The 21915-nt window shown below is 58.2% G+C and carries 20 protein-coding genes and 2 tRNA genes; 11 read left to right on the top strand and 11 right to left on the bottom strand.

From position 1 onward, the window contains the following. The 3 genes from G520_RS22765 to G520_RS22770 form a co-directional block, all read left to right on the top strand. Positions 1–299: cytochrome d ubiquinol oxidase subunit II (locus G520_RS22765; RefSeq protein WP_036665695.1), on the top strand; the 299-nt coding region annotated here is incomplete at its 5' end. A 12-nt stretch (positions 300–311) separates the two neighbouring features. Next, positions 312–407 (top strand): cytochrome bd-I oxidase subunit CydX, encoded by a 96-nt coding sequence (gene cydX / locus G520_RS24495; protein ID WP_084637521.1) that lies wholly within the window; start codon positions 312–314, stop codon positions 405–407. Between the two features lie 1205 nt (positions 408–1612). After that, positions 1613–3568, top strand: coding sequence for an acyltransferase family protein (locus tag G520_RS22770; RefSeq protein WP_084637629.1), 1956 nt, complete (start codon positions 1613–1615; stop codon positions 3566–3568). Positions 3569–4010: 442 nt separating this feature from the next. Here G520_RS22770 and G520_RS0113185 read toward each other — a convergent pair whose 3' ends face one another. The 9 genes from G520_RS0113185 to G520_RS0113225 all read right to left on the bottom strand — a co-directional run bounded on the left by G520_RS0113185 (position 4011) and on the right by G520_RS0113225 (position 12491). After that, complete coding sequence (locus G520_RS0113185; protein WP_028536076.1) at positions 4011–4844, bottom strand: hypothetical protein; 834 nt, start codon at positions 4842–4844, stop codon at positions 4011–4013. 814 nt (positions 4845–5658) lie between these two features. After that, a complete protein-coding gene (gene ychF / locus G520_RS0113190) occupies positions 5659–6750 on the bottom strand; it encodes a redox-regulated ATPase YchF (RefSeq protein ID WP_028536077.1) in 1092 nt (363 codons plus the stop codon). A 104-nt stretch (positions 6751–6854) separates the two neighbouring features. Then, entirely contained in the window at positions 6855–7439 is a 585-nt protein-coding gene (pth, locus tag G520_RS0113195; RefSeq protein WP_028536078.1) for an aminoacyl-tRNA hydrolase, read from the bottom strand. Between the two features lie 73 nt (positions 7440–7512). Next, on the bottom strand, positions 7513–8100 hold the full coding sequence (locus G520_RS0113200) for a 50S ribosomal protein L25/general stress protein Ctc (protein ID WP_028536079.1): 588 nt from the start codon (positions 8098–8100) through the stop codon (positions 7513–7515). Between the two features lie 55 nt (positions 8101–8155). Then, on the bottom strand, positions 8156–9139 hold the full coding sequence (locus tag G520_RS0113205; protein ID WP_028536080.1) for a ribose-phosphate pyrophosphokinase: 984 nt from the start codon (positions 9137–9139) through the stop codon (positions 8156–8158). Positions 9140–9235: 96 nt separating this feature from the next. Then, positions 9236–9310, bottom strand: a tRNA-Gln gene (locus tag G520_RS0113210). 9 nt (positions 9311–9319) lie between these two features. Beyond that, positions 9320–10162, bottom strand: a complete 843-nt coding sequence (gene ispE / locus G520_RS0113215; protein WP_028536081.1) for a 4-(cytidine 5'-diphospho)-2-C-methyl-D-erythritol kinase — start codon at positions 10160–10162, stop codon at positions 9320–9322. Positions 10163–10200: 38 nt separating this feature from the next. Beyond that, on the bottom strand, positions 10201–10755 hold the full coding sequence (lolB, locus tag G520_RS0113220) for a lipoprotein insertase outer membrane protein LolB (RefSeq protein WP_028536082.1): 555 nt from the start codon (positions 10753–10755) through the stop codon (positions 10201–10203). Beyond that, positions 10752–12491 carry a tetratricopeptide repeat protein gene (locus G520_RS0113225; protein WP_028536083.1) on the bottom strand — a complete coding sequence of 580 codons (1740 nt, stop codon included), beginning with the start codon at positions 12489–12491 and terminating at the stop codon, positions 10752–10754. Before G520_RS0113225 ends, lolB begins: the two co-directional genes overlap by 4 nt. 93 nt (positions 12492–12584) lie before the next feature. Between G520_RS0113225 and mutM the strand changes: the two genes are divergently transcribed. Both mutM and G520_RS0113235 read left to right on the top strand, forming a co-directional pair. Further along, positions 12585–13400 carry a bifunctional DNA-formamidopyrimidine glycosylase/DNA-(apurinic or apyrimidinic site) lyase gene (gene mutM / locus G520_RS0113230; protein ID WP_028536084.1) on the top strand — a complete coding sequence of 272 codons (816 nt, stop codon included), beginning with the start codon at positions 12585–12587 and terminating at the stop codon, positions 13398–13400. A gap of 43 nt (positions 13401–13443) precedes the next feature. Then, entirely contained in the window at positions 13444–14259 is an 816-nt protein-coding gene (locus G520_RS0113235; protein WP_246542725.1) for a lysophospholipid acyltransferase family protein, read from the top strand. Here G520_RS0113235 and G520_RS0113240 read toward each other — a convergent pair. Beyond that, positions 14189–15007 (bottom strand): symmetrical bis(5'-nucleosyl)-tetraphosphatase, encoded by an 819-nt coding sequence (locus tag G520_RS0113240; RefSeq protein ID WP_028536086.1) that lies wholly within the window; start codon positions 15005–15007, stop codon positions 14189–14191. The two genes, G520_RS0113235 and G520_RS0113240, sit on opposite strands and share 71 nt — an antisense overlap. A 120-nt stretch (positions 15008–15127) precedes the next feature. Between G520_RS0113240 and G520_RS0113245 the strand changes: the two genes are divergently transcribed. Then, complete coding sequence (locus G520_RS0113245; protein WP_028536087.1) at positions 15128–17131, top strand: UvrD-helicase domain-containing protein; 2004 nt, start codon at positions 15128–15130, stop codon at positions 17129–17131. A gap of 319 nt (positions 17132–17450) precedes the next feature. On the opposite strand, the gene G520_RS22775 is transcribed toward G520_RS0113245, so the two are convergent. Further along, on the bottom strand, positions 17451–17978 hold the full coding sequence (locus tag G520_RS22775; RefSeq protein WP_084637630.1) for a c-type cytochrome: 528 nt from the start codon (positions 17976–17978) through the stop codon (positions 17451–17453). 130 nt (positions 17979–18108) lie between these two features. Here G520_RS22775 and G520_RS0113255 point away from each other — a divergent pair. The 5 genes from G520_RS0113255 to G520_RS0113275 all read left to right on the top strand — a co-directional run bounded on the left by G520_RS0113255 (position 18109) and on the right by G520_RS0113275 (position 21587). Then, positions 18109–18185: transfer RNA gene (locus G520_RS0113255), tRNA-Arg, on the top strand. An 803-nt stretch (positions 18186–18988) separates the two neighbouring features. After that, positions 18989–19426, top strand: coding sequence for a MarR family winged helix-turn-helix transcriptional regulator (locus G520_RS0113260; RefSeq protein ID WP_028536088.1), 438 nt, complete (start codon positions 18989–18991; stop codon positions 19424–19426). Between the two features lie 38 nt (positions 19427–19464). Then, positions 19465–20025 carry an isochorismatase family protein gene (locus G520_RS0113265; protein ID WP_028536089.1) on the top strand — a complete coding sequence of 187 codons (561 nt, stop codon included), beginning with the start codon at positions 19465–19467 and terminating at the stop codon, positions 20023–20025. A gap of 1 nt (position 20026) precedes the next feature. Further along, on the top strand, positions 20027–20356 hold the full coding sequence (locus G520_RS0113270) for a hypothetical protein (protein WP_028536090.1): 330 nt from the start codon (positions 20027–20029) through the stop codon (positions 20354–20356). Between the two features lie 4 nt (positions 20357–20360). Continuing rightward, positions 20361–21587, top strand: coding sequence for an MFS transporter (locus G520_RS0113275; RefSeq protein WP_028536091.1), 1227 nt, complete (start codon positions 20361–20363; stop codon positions 21585–21587). Positions 21588–21915: the final 328 nt, after the last annotated feature.

A 21915-nucleotide genomic window follows, 5' to 3' on the forward strand; every position in this document is an offset into this window, starting at 1 on the left:
TGTTCGGCAGCCGCGGTCGCGGCGGTGCGGCCTTTATCGCGTCTAGCCTGACGCAGGCCGGGGTGATCGGCACGGCCGGGGCCAGCATGTTCCCCTTCCTCATGCCATCCAGTCTGAACCCCAATGCCAGCCTGACGGCCTGGGATGCCACCTCCAGCCCGCTGACGCTGACCATCATGTTCTGGGTCGCCATCGTGTTCACGCCACTGATACTGCTGTATACCACCTGGTGCTATCGCGTGATGCGCGGCCCGGTGACCGAAGAACAGATCCGCGCCAATTCCAAGAGCGCCTACTGAGGAGAATGATCGATGTGGTATTTTGCCTGGATTCTCGGTTTGCCCCTGGCGGTTTCGCTCGCGGTGATCAATGTCGTGATCGAAGAAAACCTGCACCATGACGACTGAGCAGGTCTGAGCCATTCCAACCAAACGGCCACACCGCCTTGAGCGGTGTGGCCCGCCAGGAAAGAGACGCTTGCGGGACGAAGCCTCCCCCGGGCAGGTTTTCCGGTAAAAAAAAGCCCGCCGAATCGGTGGCGGGCAGCGTCCATTTCGCAGGCCTTGGAGTGCCTGTTTACAGGTTCGTGTTCAACATAGCTGTATTTCCACGCCTGGAAAATGCGACATTTTGTCACAGGGTTTGAGGGGTGGACGACGCTTCGCGAGCGGGTCGGCAGCAGACCGAAATAGTGTGCGAAGCCGGTTCCCATCGATGTGATCGGAACCGGCTTCGACCGAATGACTCATCCGGCGTGTCAGACGAATGGTTCAGGAAAAACACGGACGAAGTTCCCAGCCCCCTGCACGGTCCGGAATGCACGCGCATGAGAGTGCATTAGAACGCATGATTCAGGCAGGGGGGGTTGCGAGGATTCATGCGGGAGCATGATTTGCCGGGCCTGAAGTGGGCAGGCGAGGCGGGGTTTCGATTGCGCTCACAAGGGTCGCGGCATGGCGGAATCGACCCGAAGCGGCCGCTCATACCGTTTGATGCCTAAATGGCAGCTATCTGACTGGAACGGACTTTAATGGAGTCAGTTCACCGGCAGCAGGTCGGCCATAGCTGTCTTTCCCACGGCGAGAAGAAGTGTCACTGCTTTCGCATCGGAAGCAGCCATAGAATTATCTAGAAACCGAGGCGGTTAATATTTTACCACTATAACATCGCTCTAAGCAGCCATCCTGCCAAAAACAAGCATAACAGATTGATTTGTATAGATATTTTTAGTTTACTGAACGAAAGCATCATGGTGTTTGCCATAAAATATGCTTAACGATTATTTTAACTAAAAATTAATTGACACCAGACTTGACCGTGGGTCCAATTAAACTGATAATTAAAAAACAACAATGTCATTTATTTGTATGAAAATTTGAATATAAAATGATCAGCGCGAAGCGTTCCATCCCTTCCAATAAAACTTTCCCGCTAGCCATTTTTAAACTTCAGTTTAAAAATCTTTATCATTTTCATCGGGAACCAACACTTTACTTATTGTCGTCTTTGCAACGAGACGTACTAAATCAGCAGGTATGGCAGTGCAATGGTCACGACCTTGATTTTGCAACTAAAACAAAAATAATTCTCAATCGCATTGGTGAATTTTGATATGGGAAACAATATAAATTACCGTCAAGACATTGACGGATTAAGAGCCTTAGCTGTCCTTGGAGTTGTTATTTTTCATGCTTTCCCAAAAAGCTTACTCAGTGGAGGCTATATTGGAGTTGATATTTTCTTCGTTATTTCAGGGTTCCTAATTACTGGAATTCTAGTTTCTGATTCTGAGCATGGCAAGTACTCTATCATGATATTTTATCAGAGACGAATTCTTAGGATTTTCCCTGCCTTGCTGACTGTACTTGTAACGGTAATGGTATTTGGCTACTACATTCTTCTTCCAGACGAATTTTCCGCTCTTGGCAAGAACGTTGCTGCAGGAGCCTTGTTCTCATCGAATATTTCATACTGGATGGAGTCTGGCTACTTCGACACATCTAGTGCACAGAAGCCATTGCTCCATCTCTGGTCACTCGGCGTGGAGGAGCAGTTCTACATTGTATGGCCGTTACTGATTCTCATAACTCAGCAGAATGGCAAAGCTCGTAGGGTGATGCTGCTAATCACTGGCATACTCTCATTCCTCACTGCGGTGTATCTCACCGCAGCAAAACCAGCCGAGGCGTTTTTTGCTCCCTGGGCGCGGTATTGGGAGTTATTGGCAGGAGGAGCCGTTGCCATTACCCTTAAAAAGTACCATCTGGAAGGGCAGAGGACCATGGATTGGACATCATGCCTGGGACTAGCTATGTGCCTTATCCCGATGGCCGCTCTGGACAAAGCAAGCCAGTTCCCAGGTTGGTTGGCATTTTTTCCCGTCGCAGGCGCCGTCGCATTGATTGCAGCTGGTCCGGAGGCCTTGGTCAACCGAAAGGTACTTTCGAATCGGCTGGCGGTGGGAATTGGGTTGATCAGTTATCCCCTATATCTGTGGCACTGGCCAATACTAGTTTACTTGCACATTACCGAAGGAGGAATGGTACCGATAGTTGAGAAGTGGCAGGCAATAGGGGGCGCAGTTTTCCTCGCAGGAATCACCTACTTCATCATTGAACGGCCGATTCGTACAGGCTTCTTTAAGGATAAAAAATCACTGAACACCGCTGGATTGTCGGTAGCCATGATTTTTGTCTGTACACTTGGGGTGAATGTGTATGAGCGAGATGGAATGAGTTTTCGTTTAATGAAGGTTAGCAAGGATCTGACTGGTCCCAAACCGGATATTGAGCAAGAGTGGCGTATCGGGAGGTGCTTCCTGGAAGAGTCATCCAACTTTTCAGGCGAGTGCATTGAACAAACGAAGTTGAAAGAAAATAAACCCAGTATATTCCTCTGGGGAGATTCACATGCGGCATCACTTTACCCTGGATTAAAGACTCTTCAACATGTGGTTGATTTTCGAATAGCCCAGTTTACAGCTTCAGGATGTGAGCCATACCCAACGATGCATATTGCTGATAGGCCATACTGCAATGATGCTAACCATGACAACATGAAGAGGGTCAGCCAGCTAAGGCCAGCACTGGTTCTGCTTCATTCGCGATGGCAGGAAAAAAATGCAATCGATGGCCTATCCAAAACCATTGATGCTATTCGTGAGGCGAGTCCGACAAGCAAAATTATTGTTATCGGATCAGATCCAGTATGGAATGATGATCTGCCTCGGATTGTTTTTAGGCTTTATCGCAACTATGGGACAGCGCTACCGGTATATCTAAAAGAAAACAACGCGATGGATATCAAGAAAGCAGAGCAGACCATGCAGCATGCTGTTGAAACACATCACGCTGAGTTTATATCTAGCGTGAATGTTTTGTGCAAGCAAGCTGGATGCATCTCGCGCGTCGATGAAGGGAACGGACAGCCCATGATCACTAGTATGGATATAGGCCATTTGACACCAAGTGCAGCACGGTATCTTGTTGAACGTATACAGGTTCCGATACTGAAGGCTCTCTATCCCGTGGGTAAAGCCAATAAGTCACAAAGGGTAAGCTCGATCTAATAGATAGAGGCCACAAAAGCCAATAAAAGGTTGGCCTTTTAGCATGATTAGTCATCTCTGTTTGGGCTGCTTTGCATTTTTTGCAAGGCAACGATAGCAGGAGTGCTTGAATTGTCTACAACTGGTGTAGACAATTCCATATGACGTACAAATGTCACATAACGGTCGGTTCATCCATCCAGCCCAGAAACCTTATTGGCCGAATTGCTCACGTTGGCTTTATGACCGGTTTCCGAGTGGAGCAGTCCTGCGAATGGCCGCTCGGTTGATTTAGGCTGCATCTGCTCTCGGCCGAAATACAGTCTGTTTCACGCGGCTGATATCGCCCCGGAGCGAACGGTCATGATATCCAAGAGGCAATGGCAGCGATCCGTCGCCCCACCGACAACTGCTCGAGCAGAGCGGACAGCCCAACTCGTCAGCGTCCACGCTGCTGCAGCAGTTAGTCATCACTGACCGGGCGGGTGACTGACGTTCGGTGCTTCCAGAGAAATAACAACGCCCCAAGCGGAATGGAAAAGGTGATTGTCCAGGGACCGAGCCAGCCATCTCGCATGCAAGCTGCGCTAAAAAAATCGAAACGCAGAAAGTTTACAAACACTGCGCCGGTGGTCCAATTCATTGAGAAGGCAACGAAGCCGACCAATGTGAAGAACGACCAGAGCCACTTACGCTTCAATCCCTTAGTGCGAAGGCATCGAATGAAGGCATAGATGGAAATCGTGAATGCTGCTGCCGTGAAGAGAAGAAACAGATAGTGAACAACACTTTTTCCACTCAGCGTGAAATCATTCTGTTCAGAAAGAGGCGCTGCAATCCGCTCAATATTGAAAGACAGGATGCGAAGGTTATCAGGCTCACCTGAAAGGTTGGCGGAAAATATGACCCATTTAGGGCCTGGATAGGTGTATTCGATTGCTACACTTGTGCCACGTGAACTGTTGCCATCGTTCGCTGTGCTTGTTATTTTGAATAAACGCCATGCGGCGGGTTCCAGATGAGTTGGGACACCGTCAGGAACCATAGAACGGGTTCGCTCCAGCACTTGCTTTATATCTGACTGATGAACCCGTTTATCGATCAATGATTCGATAGAGTCGTAGTCATGCGCCACAAGTTTATTTACTGTGGCTTTGAGGAATATGGCTTCCGGCGTCTTTTCAAATTCACTGGAGGACTGCGGCATACTGCAGCCTTGCAACAACACCAAGACAAGGGCGATAAGTGGATAGATGCGCATATGAGCTTGAGGGTTAATAGTCTTCAACGAACCCATCGGTTCGCATTTTGGTAAAAGGAAAGCATGTCAATTTAAAGCTGCCACTTGACTCATTGGAGGCAGACCCCAGCAGACTGCCTACCGATGCAATGCGTGTCTTGACCGGCGTAAATTAACCTGCAAACCGCAAGAACGTTTTAACAGATGGCCGCGATGGATAAAACACTCCACCGGCGATCCTGAACGAAAGCAACCAGGCCACCACATTAGCATATTATCGTATTAGCCTTAAAGCGTATATGCAACACGGGATGCCCGCCCCGCCTTCAGCTGTGGCAGACTATCTCGGCGGCAACGGCCCAGCGCGCGCAATCGTAATCCTGCCCGTCAGGTGTGAAAACGCTTTACCCTGCATGCTTGGGACTAACGTCACGCTAGTGGTGTGGTCGGGCTGGCATAATGCACGCAAAATTGTTGCGCCTTCATGTCTCACAAGACACAAACCTGAGCATAAAGAAATAGCTTATAGTTTGTTTGTACCGGACAACCCTGGTGTAAGCGCCAGATGGTGCCTGAAACTGTCGTCGGATGCACAGCAACATCCCATCGCTTGAATTATCGATAAGCTTATCGTCGCCTTGGGTGAGCGACAAACGGTTAAGCGATGACAGGAGGAGACCGGTCTATTTTTCGACAGTCAGTCCCTCTGGCTCCCATACCCTGTTTCTGCTGGGGATGATAAATCGTACCCGGTAAATACCCGGCTTTCAACGGATGCCACCGGGCCGTTCCGGAATAGAAAAGGCCCGAGAACCTGACATTCTCGGGCCTTTTACCGTCCGGCAAGATCCGGACAAATCCAGAATCAAACTCAGACGTTGAACAGGAAGTGCATCACATCGCCATCCTTGACGATGTATTCCTTGCCTTCGACGCGCATCTTGCCGGCTTCCTTGGCTTTGGCTTCGCCGCCCAAGGTGACGAAGTCGTCGAAGCTGATCACCTGGGCGCGGATGAAACCGCGCTCGAAGTCGGTGTGGATCACGCCGGCGGCCTGCGGCGCGGTCGCGCCGACGGCGACGGTCCAGGCACGAACTTCCTTCACTCCTGCCGTGAAATAGGTCTGCAGGCCGAGCAGAGAATAGCCAACCCGGATCAGGCGATTCAGGCCCGGCTCCTTCAGGCCCATCTCGGCCAGGAATTCGGCCTTGTCGGCGTCTTCCAGGTCGGCAATCTCGGACTCGATGGAGGCGCACAATGCGACCACCGGCGCGCCTTCGGCGGCGGCCAGGGCTTCCAGCCGCGCCAGGTGCGGGTTATCGCTGAAACCGTCTTCAGCCACATTGGCCACATACATGGCCGGCTTGATCGTCAGCAGGCAATAGGGCTTGACCAGCGCGACTTCGTCCTCGTCCAGGCCCAGGCTGCGTGCGGGCTTGCCCTGGTCGAGGTGGGCCTGCAATTTTTCCAGTACGGCGACGGTCCTGATCGCGTCCTTATCGCCGGACTTGGCTTTCTTGCCGTCGCGCTGTATGGCTTTTTCCACTGTCGCGAGGTCGGCCAACGCGAGTTCGGTGCCTATCGTTTCGATATCGGAAATCGGATCGACGCGCCCGGCCACATGGATCACGTTTTCGTCTTCGAAGCAGCGCACCACGTTGACGATGGCGTCGGTTTCGCGAATATTGGCCAGGAACTGGTTGCCCAGCCCTTCGCCGCGCGACGCGCCGGCCACCAGGCCGGCGATGTCGACGAATTCGACAATGGCGGGCTGGATGCGCTGCGGATTGACGATGGCGGACAGCTTGTCCATGCGTTCGTCCGGAACTTCGACGATGCCGACATTGGGCTCGATGGTACAGAACGGGTAATTGGCCGCTTCGATACCCGCCTTGGTCAGCGCATTGAACAGGGTCGACTTACCGACGTTGGGCAAGCCAACGATGCCGCACTTGAGACTCATGGAAAATCCTTAGCATTCAATAATTAGGCAGCAGGATCCGGATTGCCGCTTCTGCTGCGTGGGACTAGCGCGATTATAGCATTCTGTGGCCGGCGCCCCGGTCGTCACTTGGCGGCGGTATGCAATTGCTTCATCGCACCGGCCATATCGCCCGCCAGCGCCTGCGGCAATACCGCCAAGGCGCTGATGATGGCACCGTCGATCTCGGTCTGCTCTTCGCCGCGCGGCTTTTTCAGCACATAGTTGACCACTTCGGCGCGGTCGCCGGGGTGGCCGATGCCGAGGCGCAAGCGCCAGAAATCAGGCCCGCCGCACCGTGCGATGATGTCCTTGAGGCCGTTGTGTCCCCCGTGGCCGCCGCCCTGCTTGAAGCGGGCGCAACCGGGGGGCAGGTCGAGTTCGTCATGCACGACCAGAATCTGGTCGGGCAGTATCTTGTAGAAACGGGCCAGTGCGACCACGGCCTGTCCGGACAGATTCATGAAGGTCGACGGCTTCAGCAGCCACAGGTCGCCGCCATCGCTACGGCTCATCCGCGCCACATCGCCGAAAAACTTGCCTTCGGTGTGGAAGTTTGCCTTCTGTTGCCAGGCGAACTCGTCCAACAGCCAGAAGCCCGCGTTGTGGCGGGTTTTTACGTATTCCGGGCCGGGGTTTCCCAACCCGACGATCAGTCGAATTTCGGACATGGTGCCATCCCAACAAAAAAGCCCGCTGCGCACCCTGAGGCACGCGGCGAGCTCGTCACAGCGGGGCCGTGAATCAGGCGGCCGGCTCTTCCTTGGCAGCGGCGGAAGCCAGAGCCACGGTAGCGTTTTCGCCACGACCCAGAGCGGTGAATTCAACACCTTCCGGCAGTTTCAGATCGGACAGGTGAACCGATTGACCGGCTTCGATCTTGCCCAGATCCACTTCGACAAACTTCGGCAGCGCGTTCGGCAGGGCGCGAACGTCAACTTCGGTCAGAACGTGCGAGATCTTCACGCCTTGATTCTTGACGGCGCTGGATTCGTCGGCGTTGATGAAGTGCAGTTGCACCTTCACGTGGATCTTTTCGTTCAGATCGACGCGCTGGAAGTCGATGTGCAGGATTTGTTGCTTGTACGGGTGCATCTGGAAATCGCGCAGCATCACCGGCTGGGTCTGACCGTCGATGACGAGGTTCAGAATGTCGGAGTGGAACGCTTCGTTTTTCAGTGCGTAGTACAGCGGGTTGTGATCCAGAACGACCGATTCGGCGTCCTTGTTGCCACCGTAGACAACGGCCGGCAGCTTGCCAGCGTGACGCAGGCGGCGGCTCGCACCCGTACCAATTTCTTCACGCTTGGTAGCGATAAGTTCGAAAGACATGTAATGCTCCAGTTCAGATTAAGTTCACCCGCCGCCGCGACCAGCGTCCGGGTGTTTACAGCAGGCTTGCGCCAGACGATACCAGCTCTTCATTGAAGAGATAGGATACCGATTCTTCATTGTTGATGCGGCGCAGCGTTTCGGCCAGCAGTCCGGCGATGGAAACCACACGGATACGGGAGCAGGAACGCGCTTCGCGCGTCAACGGAATCGTGTCGGAAACAACGACCTGGTCGATGTCCGAGCTGGACAGGCGGTCGATGGCCTGCCCGGAAAACACGGCGTGAGTCGCATAGGCCAGCACGCGGTCGGCGCCGCGTTCCTTCAGTGCCGAAGCCGCCTTGCACAGGGTGTTGGCGGTATCGATCATGTCGTCGACGATCAGGCAGGTGCGTCCGGACACGTCGCCGATGATATTCATCACTTCGGCCACATTGGCTTTCGGACGTCGCTTGTCGATGATCGCGAGGTCGGTGTTGAGCGCCTTGGCCATGGCCCGCGCGCGGACCACGCCGCCGACGTCGGGACTGACCACGATCAGGTCTTCGATGCGCTGTGCGCGTATATCCTTGAGCAGCACAGGCGTGGCGTAGACGTTGTCCACCGGCATGTCGAAGAAGCCCTGGATCTGGTCGGCGTGAAGGTCGACCGTCAGCACGCGATCGATACCGGCCGAGGTCAGCATATTGGCCACCAGCTTGGCCGAAATCGGCACGCGGGCGGAACGCGGGCGGCGATCCTGGCGGGCATAGCCGAAATAGGGGATGGCGGCGGTAATACGACCGGCCGAGGCGCGTTTGAGCGCGTCGGCCATGGTCAGGATTTCCATCAGATTGTCGTTGGTCGGGTTGCAGGTCGATTGCAGGATGAACACGTCGCGACCGCGAACGTTCTCCAGCAGTTCGACTGCGACCTCACCGTCGCTGAAGCGGCCCACATCCGCACGTCCCAGGGAAATGTCGAGATGCTTGACTACGTTCTGAGCAAGCTCCGGGTTAGCCGTCCCGGTGAAAACCATTAAACTGTCGTATGCCGCCATATCCGATTTGCCTTCGCTGTCGCTGGATAAAGAAAAAGCGTGTAAGAGAAACTTACACGCTTTTATTCTCATTCTCTAGGAAATAGAGCGAATTATTGGCTGGGGAGGTAGGGATCGAACCTACGAATGCCGGAATCAAAATCCGGTGCCTTACCACTTGGCGACTCCCCAGTAAAACTGTCAGACGATGTCGAAGAGCGGGTGCCGTGCCAAACCTTCTGCCACAAAACCGCTATACCTGTCAGACACCAGCCGGTAAACTTTTTCTGCTTCCTGCCGTGACGCGAATTCGAGAAACACACAACTCCCCGACCCCGTCATCAGTGGCGAACCATACTTGCCCAGCTCGGTCAGAGCCCGGTCCACCTCGGGAAACATCTCGCAAACAACGCTTTGCAGATCGTTGCGTCGTTGCTGCGTTGTTTCGAGGATTGGCATTATGCCCAGAGGCGAATTTCTTGTCAACAAGGGGGACGAAAAAACTTTAGCGGTCGGCACCTGCACCCCGGGATGCAGCACCAGATACCAGGCCTGCGGCACCCCGATCTCACTCAGGCACTCCCCTATTCCGGTGGCAAAAGCATTGCGTCCGAAGATGAACACAGGCACATCGGCCCCCAGGCTCAAGCCCAGCTCCATCAGGCGTTCGCGCGACAACGCGCATCCCCAGGCGCGATTGAGCGCCAGCAGCACGGTGGCGGCGTCGGAGCTGCCGCCACCCAGCCCCCCTCCCATCGGAATGCGCTTGTCCAGACGAATGCTGACCCCCTGGGTGACACCCGTCGTTTGCTGCAGCAGCCGCGCGGCGCGCACGGTGAGATCGCTTTCGGGGGGCACCCCCGCAATCGGCGTCAACAGCTCGATGATGCCGTCGTCGCGAACGGCCAGCGCGACCTCATCGCTGAAGTCGATAAAGCGGAACACGGTCTCCAGCAGATGGTAGCCATCGTCGCGGCGGCCGACGACCTTGAGGGAAAGATTGAGTTTGGCTGGAGCAGGGTACGATAGGTATGGGTGCGGCATGGCTGATGGATCATCCGGTCTGGCTGCGGCGGCGCGCCTCAGGGGCGCCACGTCGAAGTAAGCAGGCGTATCGACAAATCGCCGCGCGACAATTCGACGCGGCTCGGGTAGACGGACGGCGCATCGGCGTCCGAAACAAAACGGATGGTCCAGCCGGCCTGATGCAGCAGGCCTTCGGCATCGACGCTCGCAGGCAGGCCGGGAGCGGTGTAGCCGCGTATCCACCAGGCGAGCCCGGACAGCGGCAGCTCCCATCCCAGGCGTTGCCGCGACAGGGCCTCGACGTCGGCCGCCCGCCAGCGGTCCTCTCCTTGCGTCAGCTCGACGCCGCCGCTATCGCGAACCAGGCGCGCGACGGTGTTGCCGAGCGGCGTGTTGATCGACAGCTCGTCGCGCGCCGCACTGTGGATCCAGTCGAAATTAGCCAGTTCGCCACGCCCATCGTAACGTACCGCCAGACGACCGGACGCGCTGAACGGGGCATCCAGCCGGCTCTGGCTTGCGGCTTGCGGCGCGAACGGCGCATCGTGCGAAGCGCAGGCGCCGAGAGCGATGCTCGCCGTCAGGGCCAGGGCTAGCCGTCCGAATCTCATTGCGGCAACAGCCGGTGCATCGTGTCGTTCAGCAGCTCGTGGTCGCCGCTTGCCGTCTTGGCGGCCTGCTCCAGCAGGGCACGCGCCTCCTGCTGTCGGCCGAGTTTCAACAGCACCTCGCCCAGGTGGGCGGCGATCTCGGCGTCCGGCATCGCCTTGTAGGCGCGCTGCAGGAAGCCCAGCGCGCTGTCGCTGCGCCCTTCCTTGAACAGCACCCAGCCCATGCTATCGAGAATGACAGGATTCTGCGGATCGAGCTTGAGCGCACGATCGAGCAGGACATGCGCCTCGGCGTAGCGGGTGGTGCGATTGGCCAGCGTATAGCCGAGGGCATTGAGCGCTTCGGCATCGTCAGGCTTCTGCTTGATCACGGCACGCAGATCGCGCTCGGCATCGCCGACATTGAGCCGTAGATCGGAAACCAGCGCCCTCGCGTACAGCAGTTCCGGCGCTTGCGGGAAGCGCTTCAGGGCCGAGGTCAGAATGAGATAGGACCGCTCGTACTGGCGCGCATTGCGCGCCAGCTCGGAAGCTAGCAACGCCAGATCGACCTGCTCCTTGTCGTTGCCCCCCAGGCCGTCGAGACGTTGCAGGGCGGCATCGAGGCGGCCCGCCTGTGCGTCGAAGAAAGCAAGGCGGCTCTGCGCCGGCAGATAGCGATCGCCGCTCGTGACCTGCTGGTACCAACCCGCAGCCGCGTTTATGTCCTGCGTTTCTTCCGCCAGTTGTCCGAGCGAAAAACGGATGAAATTGCTTTCCGGGTGGCCGGCCGCCAGAGCGGCTTCAAGGCGTTTGCGCGCCTGTGGCAAATCGTCGAGCTGAAAGGCGAGCAAGCCGGTTGCATACAGCAGATCCGGATTATCCGGGTGGGTCTTGAGCAAGGCCTCGAAACCCTGCCGCGCTTCGGGGAAGCGTTTGGCCGCCGTCAGCAGGCGCGGGTACGCCATTTTCAGTTCCAGACCGGCATCGGGACGCCGCGCAAGCTCGCGCCCGAGAAAGTCGATGGCCGCGCCGAGGTCTTGCCGCCGCAGTCGATCGGCCTGCCACACGACAGGCAGATCCCATTTCGGAGCCAGGCGGGCGAGCTGATCAAATTCGGACGACACCGCGGCCGTGTCATCGACCTCGGCGGCAACGGCAATGATGGCGAAATGCGCTTCGGGCAAATCGGGAAAACCTTGTGCCAGCGAGCGCACCAGCTGGTAGGCGCCGGCCTTGTCCTGCTGGTAGGCGGTCAGCCGTGCGAGCTGCACGAAAATGAGCGGGGCCTGCCCTGGATCGCGGCGCAGCAATTCCTCGGCCAGCGGTTTGCTCTGGGCGAGCCTGCCGGCACGCAGCTGCGTGATCAACAATTGTTCGCGGGCGGGAATATTATCGGGATCGATCTCGATCCACAGGGAGAGGGCATCGGTGGCCAGGGCCAACTGGCCGCTGAACAGACCGAACTCGGCGGCGCGTTGCGCCATGCGCGGATCGCGTGTCTTCTGCGCCAGATCGTAGTAAGTCAGTGCCGACGATGCCGACGCGCCGCGCTGGGCAGCGATCTCGCTCGCCACGACCCCGTAGAACAAATCCGCGGTCAACTCGACATGCGGAAGCTTCTCGGCCGGAACAGCGGCGACGGCCCCCGGCTTCGGCACATCGGCAGAGGCAGCGGTCCTCCCCGGGGCAAAGCTTGCGCAACCGGTCAGGAGCAGCAGCGACAGGATCGAAGGATTCAAAGATTTCATCAGCATGGAGTCAGTGCCTGGCTAACGCGTAGAATAACATGCGCAAGTCTAGCAGCCCGGCGGGCTACTAGCGATTCTTATATAAGGGTAAACACGGGCATGCCGGAACTTCCAGAAGTCGAAACCACCCGTCGGGGCGTGGCACCGCACCTGCTCGGCCAACCGATACTCGATATTATCGTACGCGAAGCACGCCTGCGCTGGCCAGTCCTTCCCGACCTCGCAAGCCGGCTGCGCGGTACAACCATCGTCGCGGTCGAACGGCGCGCCAAATATTTGCTGCTCGATGTCGAGCTCGGCACGCTGATCATCCATCTCGGCATGTCGGGCAGCCTGCGATTTGTCGCCCCCGCCACGCCGGTTCAAAAGCACGAGCATGTCGATCTGGTGCTACCGCAGCGCCTGTTGCGCTACCGCGACCCACGTCGTTTTGGCGCCATCCTGTGGCACCCCGGGCCGGCCGCCACCCACCCCCTGCTCCTCGCGCTGGGCCCGGAGCCCCTGAGCGCAGACTTCGACGGCGCACATCTGTTCCATGGCACTCGCCGACGCGGCAGCGCCATCAAGCTGGCGATCATGGACAATCATCTGGTCGTCGGCGTCGGCAACATCTACGCCAACGAAGCGCTATTCCTGGCCGGCATCGGTCCGCTGCGGCCGGCGCAAAGCCTTAGTCACGCGGAATGCGACCGCCTGGCCGCCTCCATCGTACAGGTACTTGGCGATGCCATCGCCGCCGGCGGCAGTACGCTGCGCGACTTCGTCAGCGCGAGCGGCCAACCCGGCTATTTCCAGCAGAGCTATCGGGTCTATGCCCGCGGCGATCGGCCGTGCCACGCCTGCGGCGAGCTGATACGCCACATCAGGCAGGGGCAACGCAGCAGCTACTATTGCCCACACTGCCAGCCGTGTTAGAGTGGTGCCTCATAATCGTATTTGACTCGCGCCCTTGAAGACCGTGTCCACATCGCTTCCCGTTCGCCTCAAACGCCTTACCGGCATGGGCCTGCACCTGGCCTATGGCCTGTTCGTCCTCATGACCCGCTACCGCCGCCTGCCCTTGCTGACGCGCGCCGAGGTCGCCCGCAACTGGTCGCGCAAGATGCTGCGCATCCTCGGCATCTCGGTCAGGGTCCACGGCATCCCGCCCGGCCTTTACCCGCCCAATACGCTGCTGGTTTCCAACCATATCTCATGGCTGGATATCATCGTGCTGTCCAGTTGCACCATGACGCGCTTCGTCGCAAAGAAGGAAATCCGCAGCTGGCCCGTCATAGGCTGGATGACGGATGCCGGCGGCACCCTGTTCATCGATCGCAGCAACCGGCGCGATGCCAGCCGCATCAACCGGCAGATGGCCGACGCATTGCAGGCGGGGGATTGCATGGCGGTGTTTCCCGAAGCGACGACATCGGACGGGCTGGGCCTGCTGCCGTTCAAGGCCTCGCTGTTCGAGTCGGCGCTGCTGGCCGGCAGTACGGTGCAACCGGTGGCCATCCGCTATCTCGACGAGCACGGCGTCCAGACCACGGCGCCGTCTTATGCAGGCAATACCGTGATGCGCGAGAGCTTGTGCCGTTTGCTGCGCTTGCGCCGGATCACGGTCGAACTCACGTTCGGCACACCGCTGGTGGCCGGCAGCGGCGCCTGGGCCAACCGCACCATGCTGGCCCAGGCGGCGCAGGCCGAGGTCGCAGCCGGGCTCAGCCTAGCGTCTGGTAGGCCCGACACGGAATCGAGAATACCTGACGGTCTTCCAGTCGAAGCGCGGTAAGACTGCCGCCCCACAGGCAACCGGTGTCGATCGCCAGGACGTCCTCGGTGACATGCAGCCCCAGCGCCGACCAGTGTCCGCAGATGACGGGCATATCGATGCTGCGCCGCCTCGGCGCGTCGAACCACGGAATCAGGTTCGCAGGCACGTCGGCCAGCTCGCCCTTGTACGCCAGATCGATTTCTCCGTCGCGCGTGATCAGCCGCATGCGGGTCATGGCGTTAATGATCACCCTCATTCTTTCGACGCCCTTCAAGTCATCGCTCCAGCGCGTCGGCTTGTTGCCGTAGATGCGCGCCAGCAACTCGCGGTAACCGGGGCCCGACAGCTCGTTCTCGACTTCTTCCGCCAGTCTCAGCGCTTTGTCTATCGTCCACTCCGGCAGCAGGCCCGCATGGACCATGGCATAGCCCTGCCCTGCGATCATCATCGGCTGGCAGCGCAGCCAGTCCAGCAGCACCTTGCCATCCGCCGCATGCACGATCTCGAGCAGCGTGTCGCCCGGGTGGACCTTGCCATAGCCTTCGGACACGGCGAGCAGGTGCAGATCATGGTTGCCGAGCACCATCTCGACGCTGTTCTGGTGCTGGTAAACCCAGCGTAGGACCTCGAGCGACTGGGGGCCCCGATTGACCAGATCGCCGGCCAGCCACAAGGTATCTTTGCCCGGATTGAAATCGATTTTCCGCAATAATTGCTGGAACGGCTCGTAGCAGCCCTGTATATCGCCAATCGCGTAAATCGCCATACATTCCTTTCAGTTCGGAGCTCGTCCGTCCCATCGGCAATGGAATCATGATACCCCATGCTACAATGCATGGGCTGTATTACCGATTTGCAAACCCTGCCTTGGCCGCTCCGGAAACTCATGCCCGCCCATCTGAATTCGCCGCAACGCGCGGCCATCCACTACCTCGACGGTCCGCTTCTGGTTCTGGCCGGGGCAGGCAGCGGCAAGACGCGCGTGATCACCTACAAGATCGCACACCTGATCCGCGAAGCACAGTTCTCGGCGCGCAATATCGCCGCCATCACCTTCACCAACAAGGCGGCACGCGAGATGATGGAACGCGTGGGCAAGCTCATGACCCCGCCCGAGGTGCGCGGCTTGACGGTATCGACGTTTCACTCGCTTGGTATGCATATACTGCGCCAGGAAGCCACGCACCTCGGGTACAAACCTCAGTTCTCCATTCTGGATGCTTTCGATTCCGGCAAGATCATCTCGGATGTCCTCAAGACCACGCACAAGGACGAAGTGCGCAAGGTCCAGAGCCAGATTTCGCTGTGGAAAAACGACTTCATTAGCCCCGAGCAGATGCTGACCGAGGCATCCAGCGAATGGGAAACGGTCTGCGCCCGGACCTACCTCGCCTACCAGAGTACGCTGACCGCCTATCAGGCAATGGACTTTGACGACCTGATCCGCTTGCCTGTGCAACTGTTTCGCGGCAACGAAGAGGTTCTGACCCGTTGGCAGCGCAAGCTGCGCTACCTGCTGCTCGACGAATACCAGGACACCAATACCTGTCAGTACCAGATGGTCAAACTGCTGACCGGGGTGCGCGGCATGTTCACGGCCGTGGGCGACGACGATCAATCCATCTACGCCTGGCGCGGCGCCAATATGGAAAACCTGCGCCTGCTCCAGGTGGACTTCCCCAAGCTGAACGTCATCAAGCTCGAGCAGAATTACCGTTCCACCGCACGCATCCTGCGCGCAGCCAACAGCGTGATCGCCAACAATCCCAAGCTGTTCGAAAAAAAGCTGTGGAGCGATCTCGGCATCGGCGACCCGATCAACGTGATCATGTGCAAGGACGAGGAGCACGAAGCCGAAACCGTGGTGCAAAGGTTGCTTGCGCATAAATTCGAGCACCGCACCCGCTTCGCCGACTACGCGATCCTCTATCGCGGCAACTATCAAGCGCGCATCTTCGAGCAGGCGCTGCGCAACCAGCGCATTCCGTACCAGATGTCGGGCGGCCAGTCCTTTTTTGACAAGCCCGAAATCAAGGATGTGATCGCGTATATGCGCCTGCTCACCAACCCGGACGACGACCCGGCCTTCATTCGCGCGCTGACCACGCCGCGGCGTGGCGTCGGCGCCGGTACGCTGGAAAAATTGGGGACTTACGCCGGCCAGCGCAAGCTGAGCCTGTTCGCCGCCGCGCACGAAGAGGGCCTGCGCCAGCAGGTGCTGGATGCGCAGATGCAACCGCTGCTCGAGTTCTGCCGTTTCATCACCAATCTGCAGTACCGAGCGCTGCGCGAACCGGCGGGCGCACTGGCCCAGGAAATGCTGCTGGCAATAGGTTATGAGGCCTGGCTCTACGACAGCGAAGAACCCCGGCCGGCGGAAAGCAAGTGGAAAAACGTACAGGACATGATCGCCTGGCTGGATAAAAAAGGCAGCGAGGACAACAAAACCCTGATCGACCTCACGCAGACCATCGCCCTGATCACCATGCTGGAAGGACGCGATCAGGACGACGTCGACGCGGTCAAGATGTCGACCCTGCATGCCTCCAAGGGGCTCGAATATCCCCACGTATTTCTGGTGGGCACCGAGGAAGGCATCCTTCCGCATCAGGAATCGGTCGACAACGGCATGCTGGAGGAAGAGCGGCGGCTGATGTATGTCGGCATTACCCGCGCCCAGCGCAGCCTGACCCTGACCTATTGCGTCAAGCGCCGCCGCGCGGGTGAATGGTTATTCGTCGACCCTTCGCGCTTCATCCAGGAAATCGATGGCGAAGATATGCGCCACTACGGCCGTCCGGGAGCGGAACCGCTGGTCTCGCGCCACGAGGGACGGGCCAAACTCGCCAACCTCACCGCCATGCTGGATGCGCGCGCCAAGAAAGAATAATCGGGAAAAAAGAAATTTCGGACGAAAAGATGGCGCCACGAGGGCGCCATATCCAATTTGAGGAACATCTCTAGGTAGGTAATGCTAAAAACCTACCCAACCGGACCGGGGTAAAAAAAAGAAAAGATCCGGGCACTTCAGACGCATTCATGATGCCCTATCGACCCCATCCCCACACCTGTCCTTTCGGACAGGTGTGCTTTGCTGGCCCGCCCAGCGCCGGGTTTGTGCCTTAACCTGGCTTTACGTTTCATCCCATTGCCGCCAGGGCGCCGCGCGCCCCTGACGAAAAAATGACAAAGAGATAAAACACGGCAAGCTACATGCCGGAACTCGCATTGCCCGGCGCCGGCGCCGCCGCCGCGGCACTGGCATCGGCCGCCTTGGGCTCCTTGAACGTAGCACCACCCGCGTTGGCCATGAACGCAACGGCGCGTCCGACCTCATCGTCGCTCAAGGCGCTGCTCCCACCCTTGGCCGGCATCGCATTGAAACCACCGAGAGCATGTTTGAGCAAGACTTCGAAGCCCTGCCCGATACGCGGCGCCCAGGCGGCGGTATCACCGAATTTGGGCGACCCGAGCAGGCCGGCCCCATGGCACGAGACACAGACCGCCTTGTACACGGACTCGCCATTGCGGCTGCCGGGAACCCCTTCGCTGCCTATCGACTCGCCGACGGGTTTCAGGCGGGCGGAGATCGCCTCTTTGGTCATGACTTCAGCGTTGATATCGAAGCCGCTGGTCGCGAGTTTAGCAAGCAGAAAGATCGCCACGACAAGAAAGACAACGACACCGATCAGGAATTTGACTATCTGAACCGGGGCCATCACGCTCTCATTATTCATTGTGCGCCTCGCCTGAAAAAAAATGACATTTAAGAGATGTGACGATTATACGAGAAGGCTTACGCCAAGGCAAAACCCACCACTGGACGCCCGGCCGGTATTGGGTTATGATCCCGCTGCCTCACCGCATGCACCCGTAGCTCAGTTGGATAGAGTGTCAGTTTCCGAAGCTGAAGGTCACAGGTTCGATCCCTGTCGGGTGCACCACTTCCCCCACCACTAAAAACCGCCTGGAACCTTTACTATACAAGGCTTCAAGCGATTCATACAAACTTATTGATGGTGTAAGACACCCCATTCCGGCTACTGGATTCGCCCATCTGCCGCCCTGGTTTTTGCCTGCTGCTACAGCCGTATCCATCGGCCACACCCCTTGTTTTCAGCCATCGATCGTCATGCCCCCGGTCATCCTGCGCGCCACACCCCGGCAGGGATATCCACGCCGTGCTCCTCTTCAGTCGCCCCTCCGCCGCCAAGGAATATGCCAGCGTGCCGTAAACGGCATAGACTTTTGAATTCAAAGGAAAAGCTGGAACATCGAAACAGCGAAACCTTGCAAGCCCCATAAAGCAAGGATTGCAGGGCAAAGCTGGTCAGGCGACGTTGACATCATGCGGCGCAAGAAAGCCGGGTAAATCAGTTTTACTGACGACATGAACGGCAGATAGGCCTAGATCGACTGCAAAACCGTAGGACACGGCCGCCCGGATGGCTGCTTTCCACCAAACCCAGCCCTGACGACATGGTGGAATCGTGGCATCTGTCGCCAGGAACGGTTCATCCCCTGCTCACCGTCGCTGTCACCCAAGGCCCGTTCAACTCTTAATGCCAACGGCCATGACGCCCCTCTCGCACTGACTCTGACCCTATCTCTGGATCCGTGGCACTCCTGGCAATTTGACAGCCTCCTGCCTTGGCCGCCGTTACACAAACGCAGTGCCCCTCATTTCCAGGCGATATTTTAGACAGTCAAACTTGCAAGTCTACCTGTTTAACGCTAGATTGGAAGCATGAATCAGGAAAACCAGATATCCAAGGAAGTCGCAGTCGCCGAGCTGACATTGGCGATTGGACAACTCCTTCGCCGCTTGCGCGCCGAAGCGAATCCCGGCGCGCTGAACCTCTCCCAGACGAGCACCTTGGCCAGACTGAATGAAAGCACAGGGATGACCACAGCGGATCTCGCGCGCGCGGAATCGATGAAACCCCAGTCGATGGGCGCCATACTGACCGGTTTGGAACAGGACGGACTGGTCCAGCGCCGCCCTCATCCAACGGATGGGCGGCAAGTCCTGTTCTCGCTGACAGAAGCAGGCATCGAGGCGAGACGGAAGCGGAGCACGGCCAAGCAGGAATGGCTGCTTGCCGCCATGGAAAAACTCGATGCGACGGAACATCAGACTCTCGTTGCCGCCGCTGCACTCATCAAGCGTCTGGGCGACTCATGATCGCTCCCGCATCGTTTTAATCCAGCAAAGAAAAGCTCATGACCATCACGACCCTCGACCCCAGGACGGCACTGATCATCATCGATCTCCAGAAGGGCGTTGTCGCACTCTCCTGCGCGCATCCGATGGCTGACGTGGTGAAACACGTCATCACACTTGCCAGTGCATTTCGCAAGCGCGGCTTGCCAGTCGTGCTCGTAAACGTTGCCGGGGTGGCACCGGGCCGGACAGAGCAGCGGCGCAGCGATCGCGAATATCCGCCCGGCTGGACCGACCTTATCCCCGAACTGAATCAGCAGCCGCAAGACCTCCAGCTAACAAAGCGAACCCCGGGTGCGTTTACGAATACGGGCCTGGGAGAGCAGCTAACGGCCTCTGGCGTTACGCAGGTCGTGATCGCCGGTGTCGCCACCAGCAATGGCGTCGAGGCCACTGCGCGCCAGGCCTATGAGTTGGGTTTCAACATCGCCTTCGCCACAGACGCGATGACCGATCGTGACGCCGAAGCCCACCACAACAGCGTCACCCGGATCTTTCCCCGAATTGGCGAGACCGGCACGAGCCGTGAGATCGTGGATCTACTGGAACGGAGCGTCTGAGATGCATTGGTTTGTCTACCTGTCCTACCTTCTCGGCGGCGCTTTTTTTTCGAACGCCATTCCACATTTCGTCAGCGGCGTGATGGGACGCCCTTTCCAGAGCCCGTTCGCCAAGCCGCCCGGTGAAGGCCTGTCCTCATCAACCGTGAACGTGCTCTGGGGGGTTGCGAATTTGATCATTGCCTACCTGCTCATCGCTCGTGTGGGAGATTTCGATCCGCACGCCGCAGATCAGGTCATCGCCGTTGGCGTGGGCATTCTGCTTATCGGCGTGCTAAGCGCACGTCTATTCGGGCGATTTCACGGCGGCAATTCGCCGACGGGCTCGTGACGGCATGACCGGCCGCACATTCCGCTCGCTGAGGGTCTTCAACTATCGCGTCTGGACCATCGGCTCGCTGGTCTCGAATATCGGAACATGGATGCAGCGCACCGCCCAGGACTGGCTGGTGCTGGCCGAACTCACCCACCATTCTGCAACCGCCGTCGGCATCGTCATGGGCCTGCAATTCGGACCGCAGCTTCTCCTGCTGCCATGGGCCGGTTATGCGGCGGATCATCTTGACCGACGCAAGCTCCTGATCGCCACCCAGGCCGTCTCAGGCATACTGGCCCTCGTGCTCGGCCTCCTTATTGTCGCCAGGCTCGTCCAGCTGTGGCAGGTCTATGCCATCGCGTTCCTGTCGGGGTGCGTTAATGCAATCGATATGCCTGCACGCCAGACCTTCGTCTCCGACCTGGTCGGGGACGACAACTTATCAAACGCAGTGGCACTGAACTCCTCATCCATCAACGTTGCACAGATGGTCGGTCCGGCCGCGGCCGGCTTAGTGATCGCGGCTATCGGCGTCGGCTGGACGTTCCTGATCAACGCCGCCTCGTTCGTTGCCGTACTCGCGTCGCTATACTGTCTGCGCGTGAACGAGCTTCATCCGAGCATTCGCGCCGACCGGGCTCGTGGCAATTTTGTGGAAGGCTTTCGCTATGTCCGGTCGAGGCCGGACCTCCTGGCAATCCTTTTCATGCTGTTCCTGATTGGCACCTTCGCGCTCAACTTCCCGATCTTCATCTCCACCATGTCGGTCAGGGTTTTTCGGGGCGGCGCGGATCAGTACGGGCTTCTGACCTCGGTGATGGCGGTAGGCACGCTCGCCGGCGCGCTGCTGGCCGCCAGACGCGAAAGCCCGCGGTTCGGACTTCTGCCCGCCAGTGCAGCGATCTGTGGGATCGGCTTCCTGCTCGCCGCGATCACGCCCAATGTCTGGCTGTTTGGCGGCGCTCTCGTCATCATCGGCATCTCGATCCTGACCTTCTCCAGTTCGACGAGCAGCCTCATGCAGCTTTCCTCCGATCCTGCGATGCGTGGACGCGTGATGGCCCTGCGCCTGGCGATCGGCGTGGGCGCGACACCGGTCGGCGCGCCGCTCGTTGGGTGGGTGGCCGACACGTTCGGTCCGCGTTGGGCGCTGGTCGTCGGCGCCGTGTCTGGGCTCGCTGCGGCAGCCGTCGCCCTCCGCTATCTTGATAAATCAAAGATGAATTCGGCGGCATCCTCGACTTAATGCTGCTTGCCCTTCTCACCATGGATCGCATGGCGGCCGCTATCAGAGGCGGACGAGGCCAATTTCCCCGAAAGCGGACCGTCGCCAGCCCCCTTGCTCAATATTGATCTTCAAGCAAGTCTATCCTCTGTAGCATTGCGGGGCGTAGAGCGCGGACACATATGCGGCTCTGTCCGGACAGGGGGTCCGAGCTGGAAAAAAGAGGTCCTGCCGCGAGACGGACAGATCATCATCCTGGCCGAACGATTCTAAAACCTTGGTGGATGGCTATCCCCCAACAGAGAGCCGTCAGCGACATGACTTGGAGAAAGGCAGAGCATGGGGTTTC

The organism is Paludibacterium yongneupense DSM 18731 (assembly GCF_000422925.1).
Taxonomy (GTDB): Bacteria; Pseudomonadota; Gammaproteobacteria; order Burkholderiales; family Chromobacteriaceae; genus Paludibacterium; species Paludibacterium yongneupense.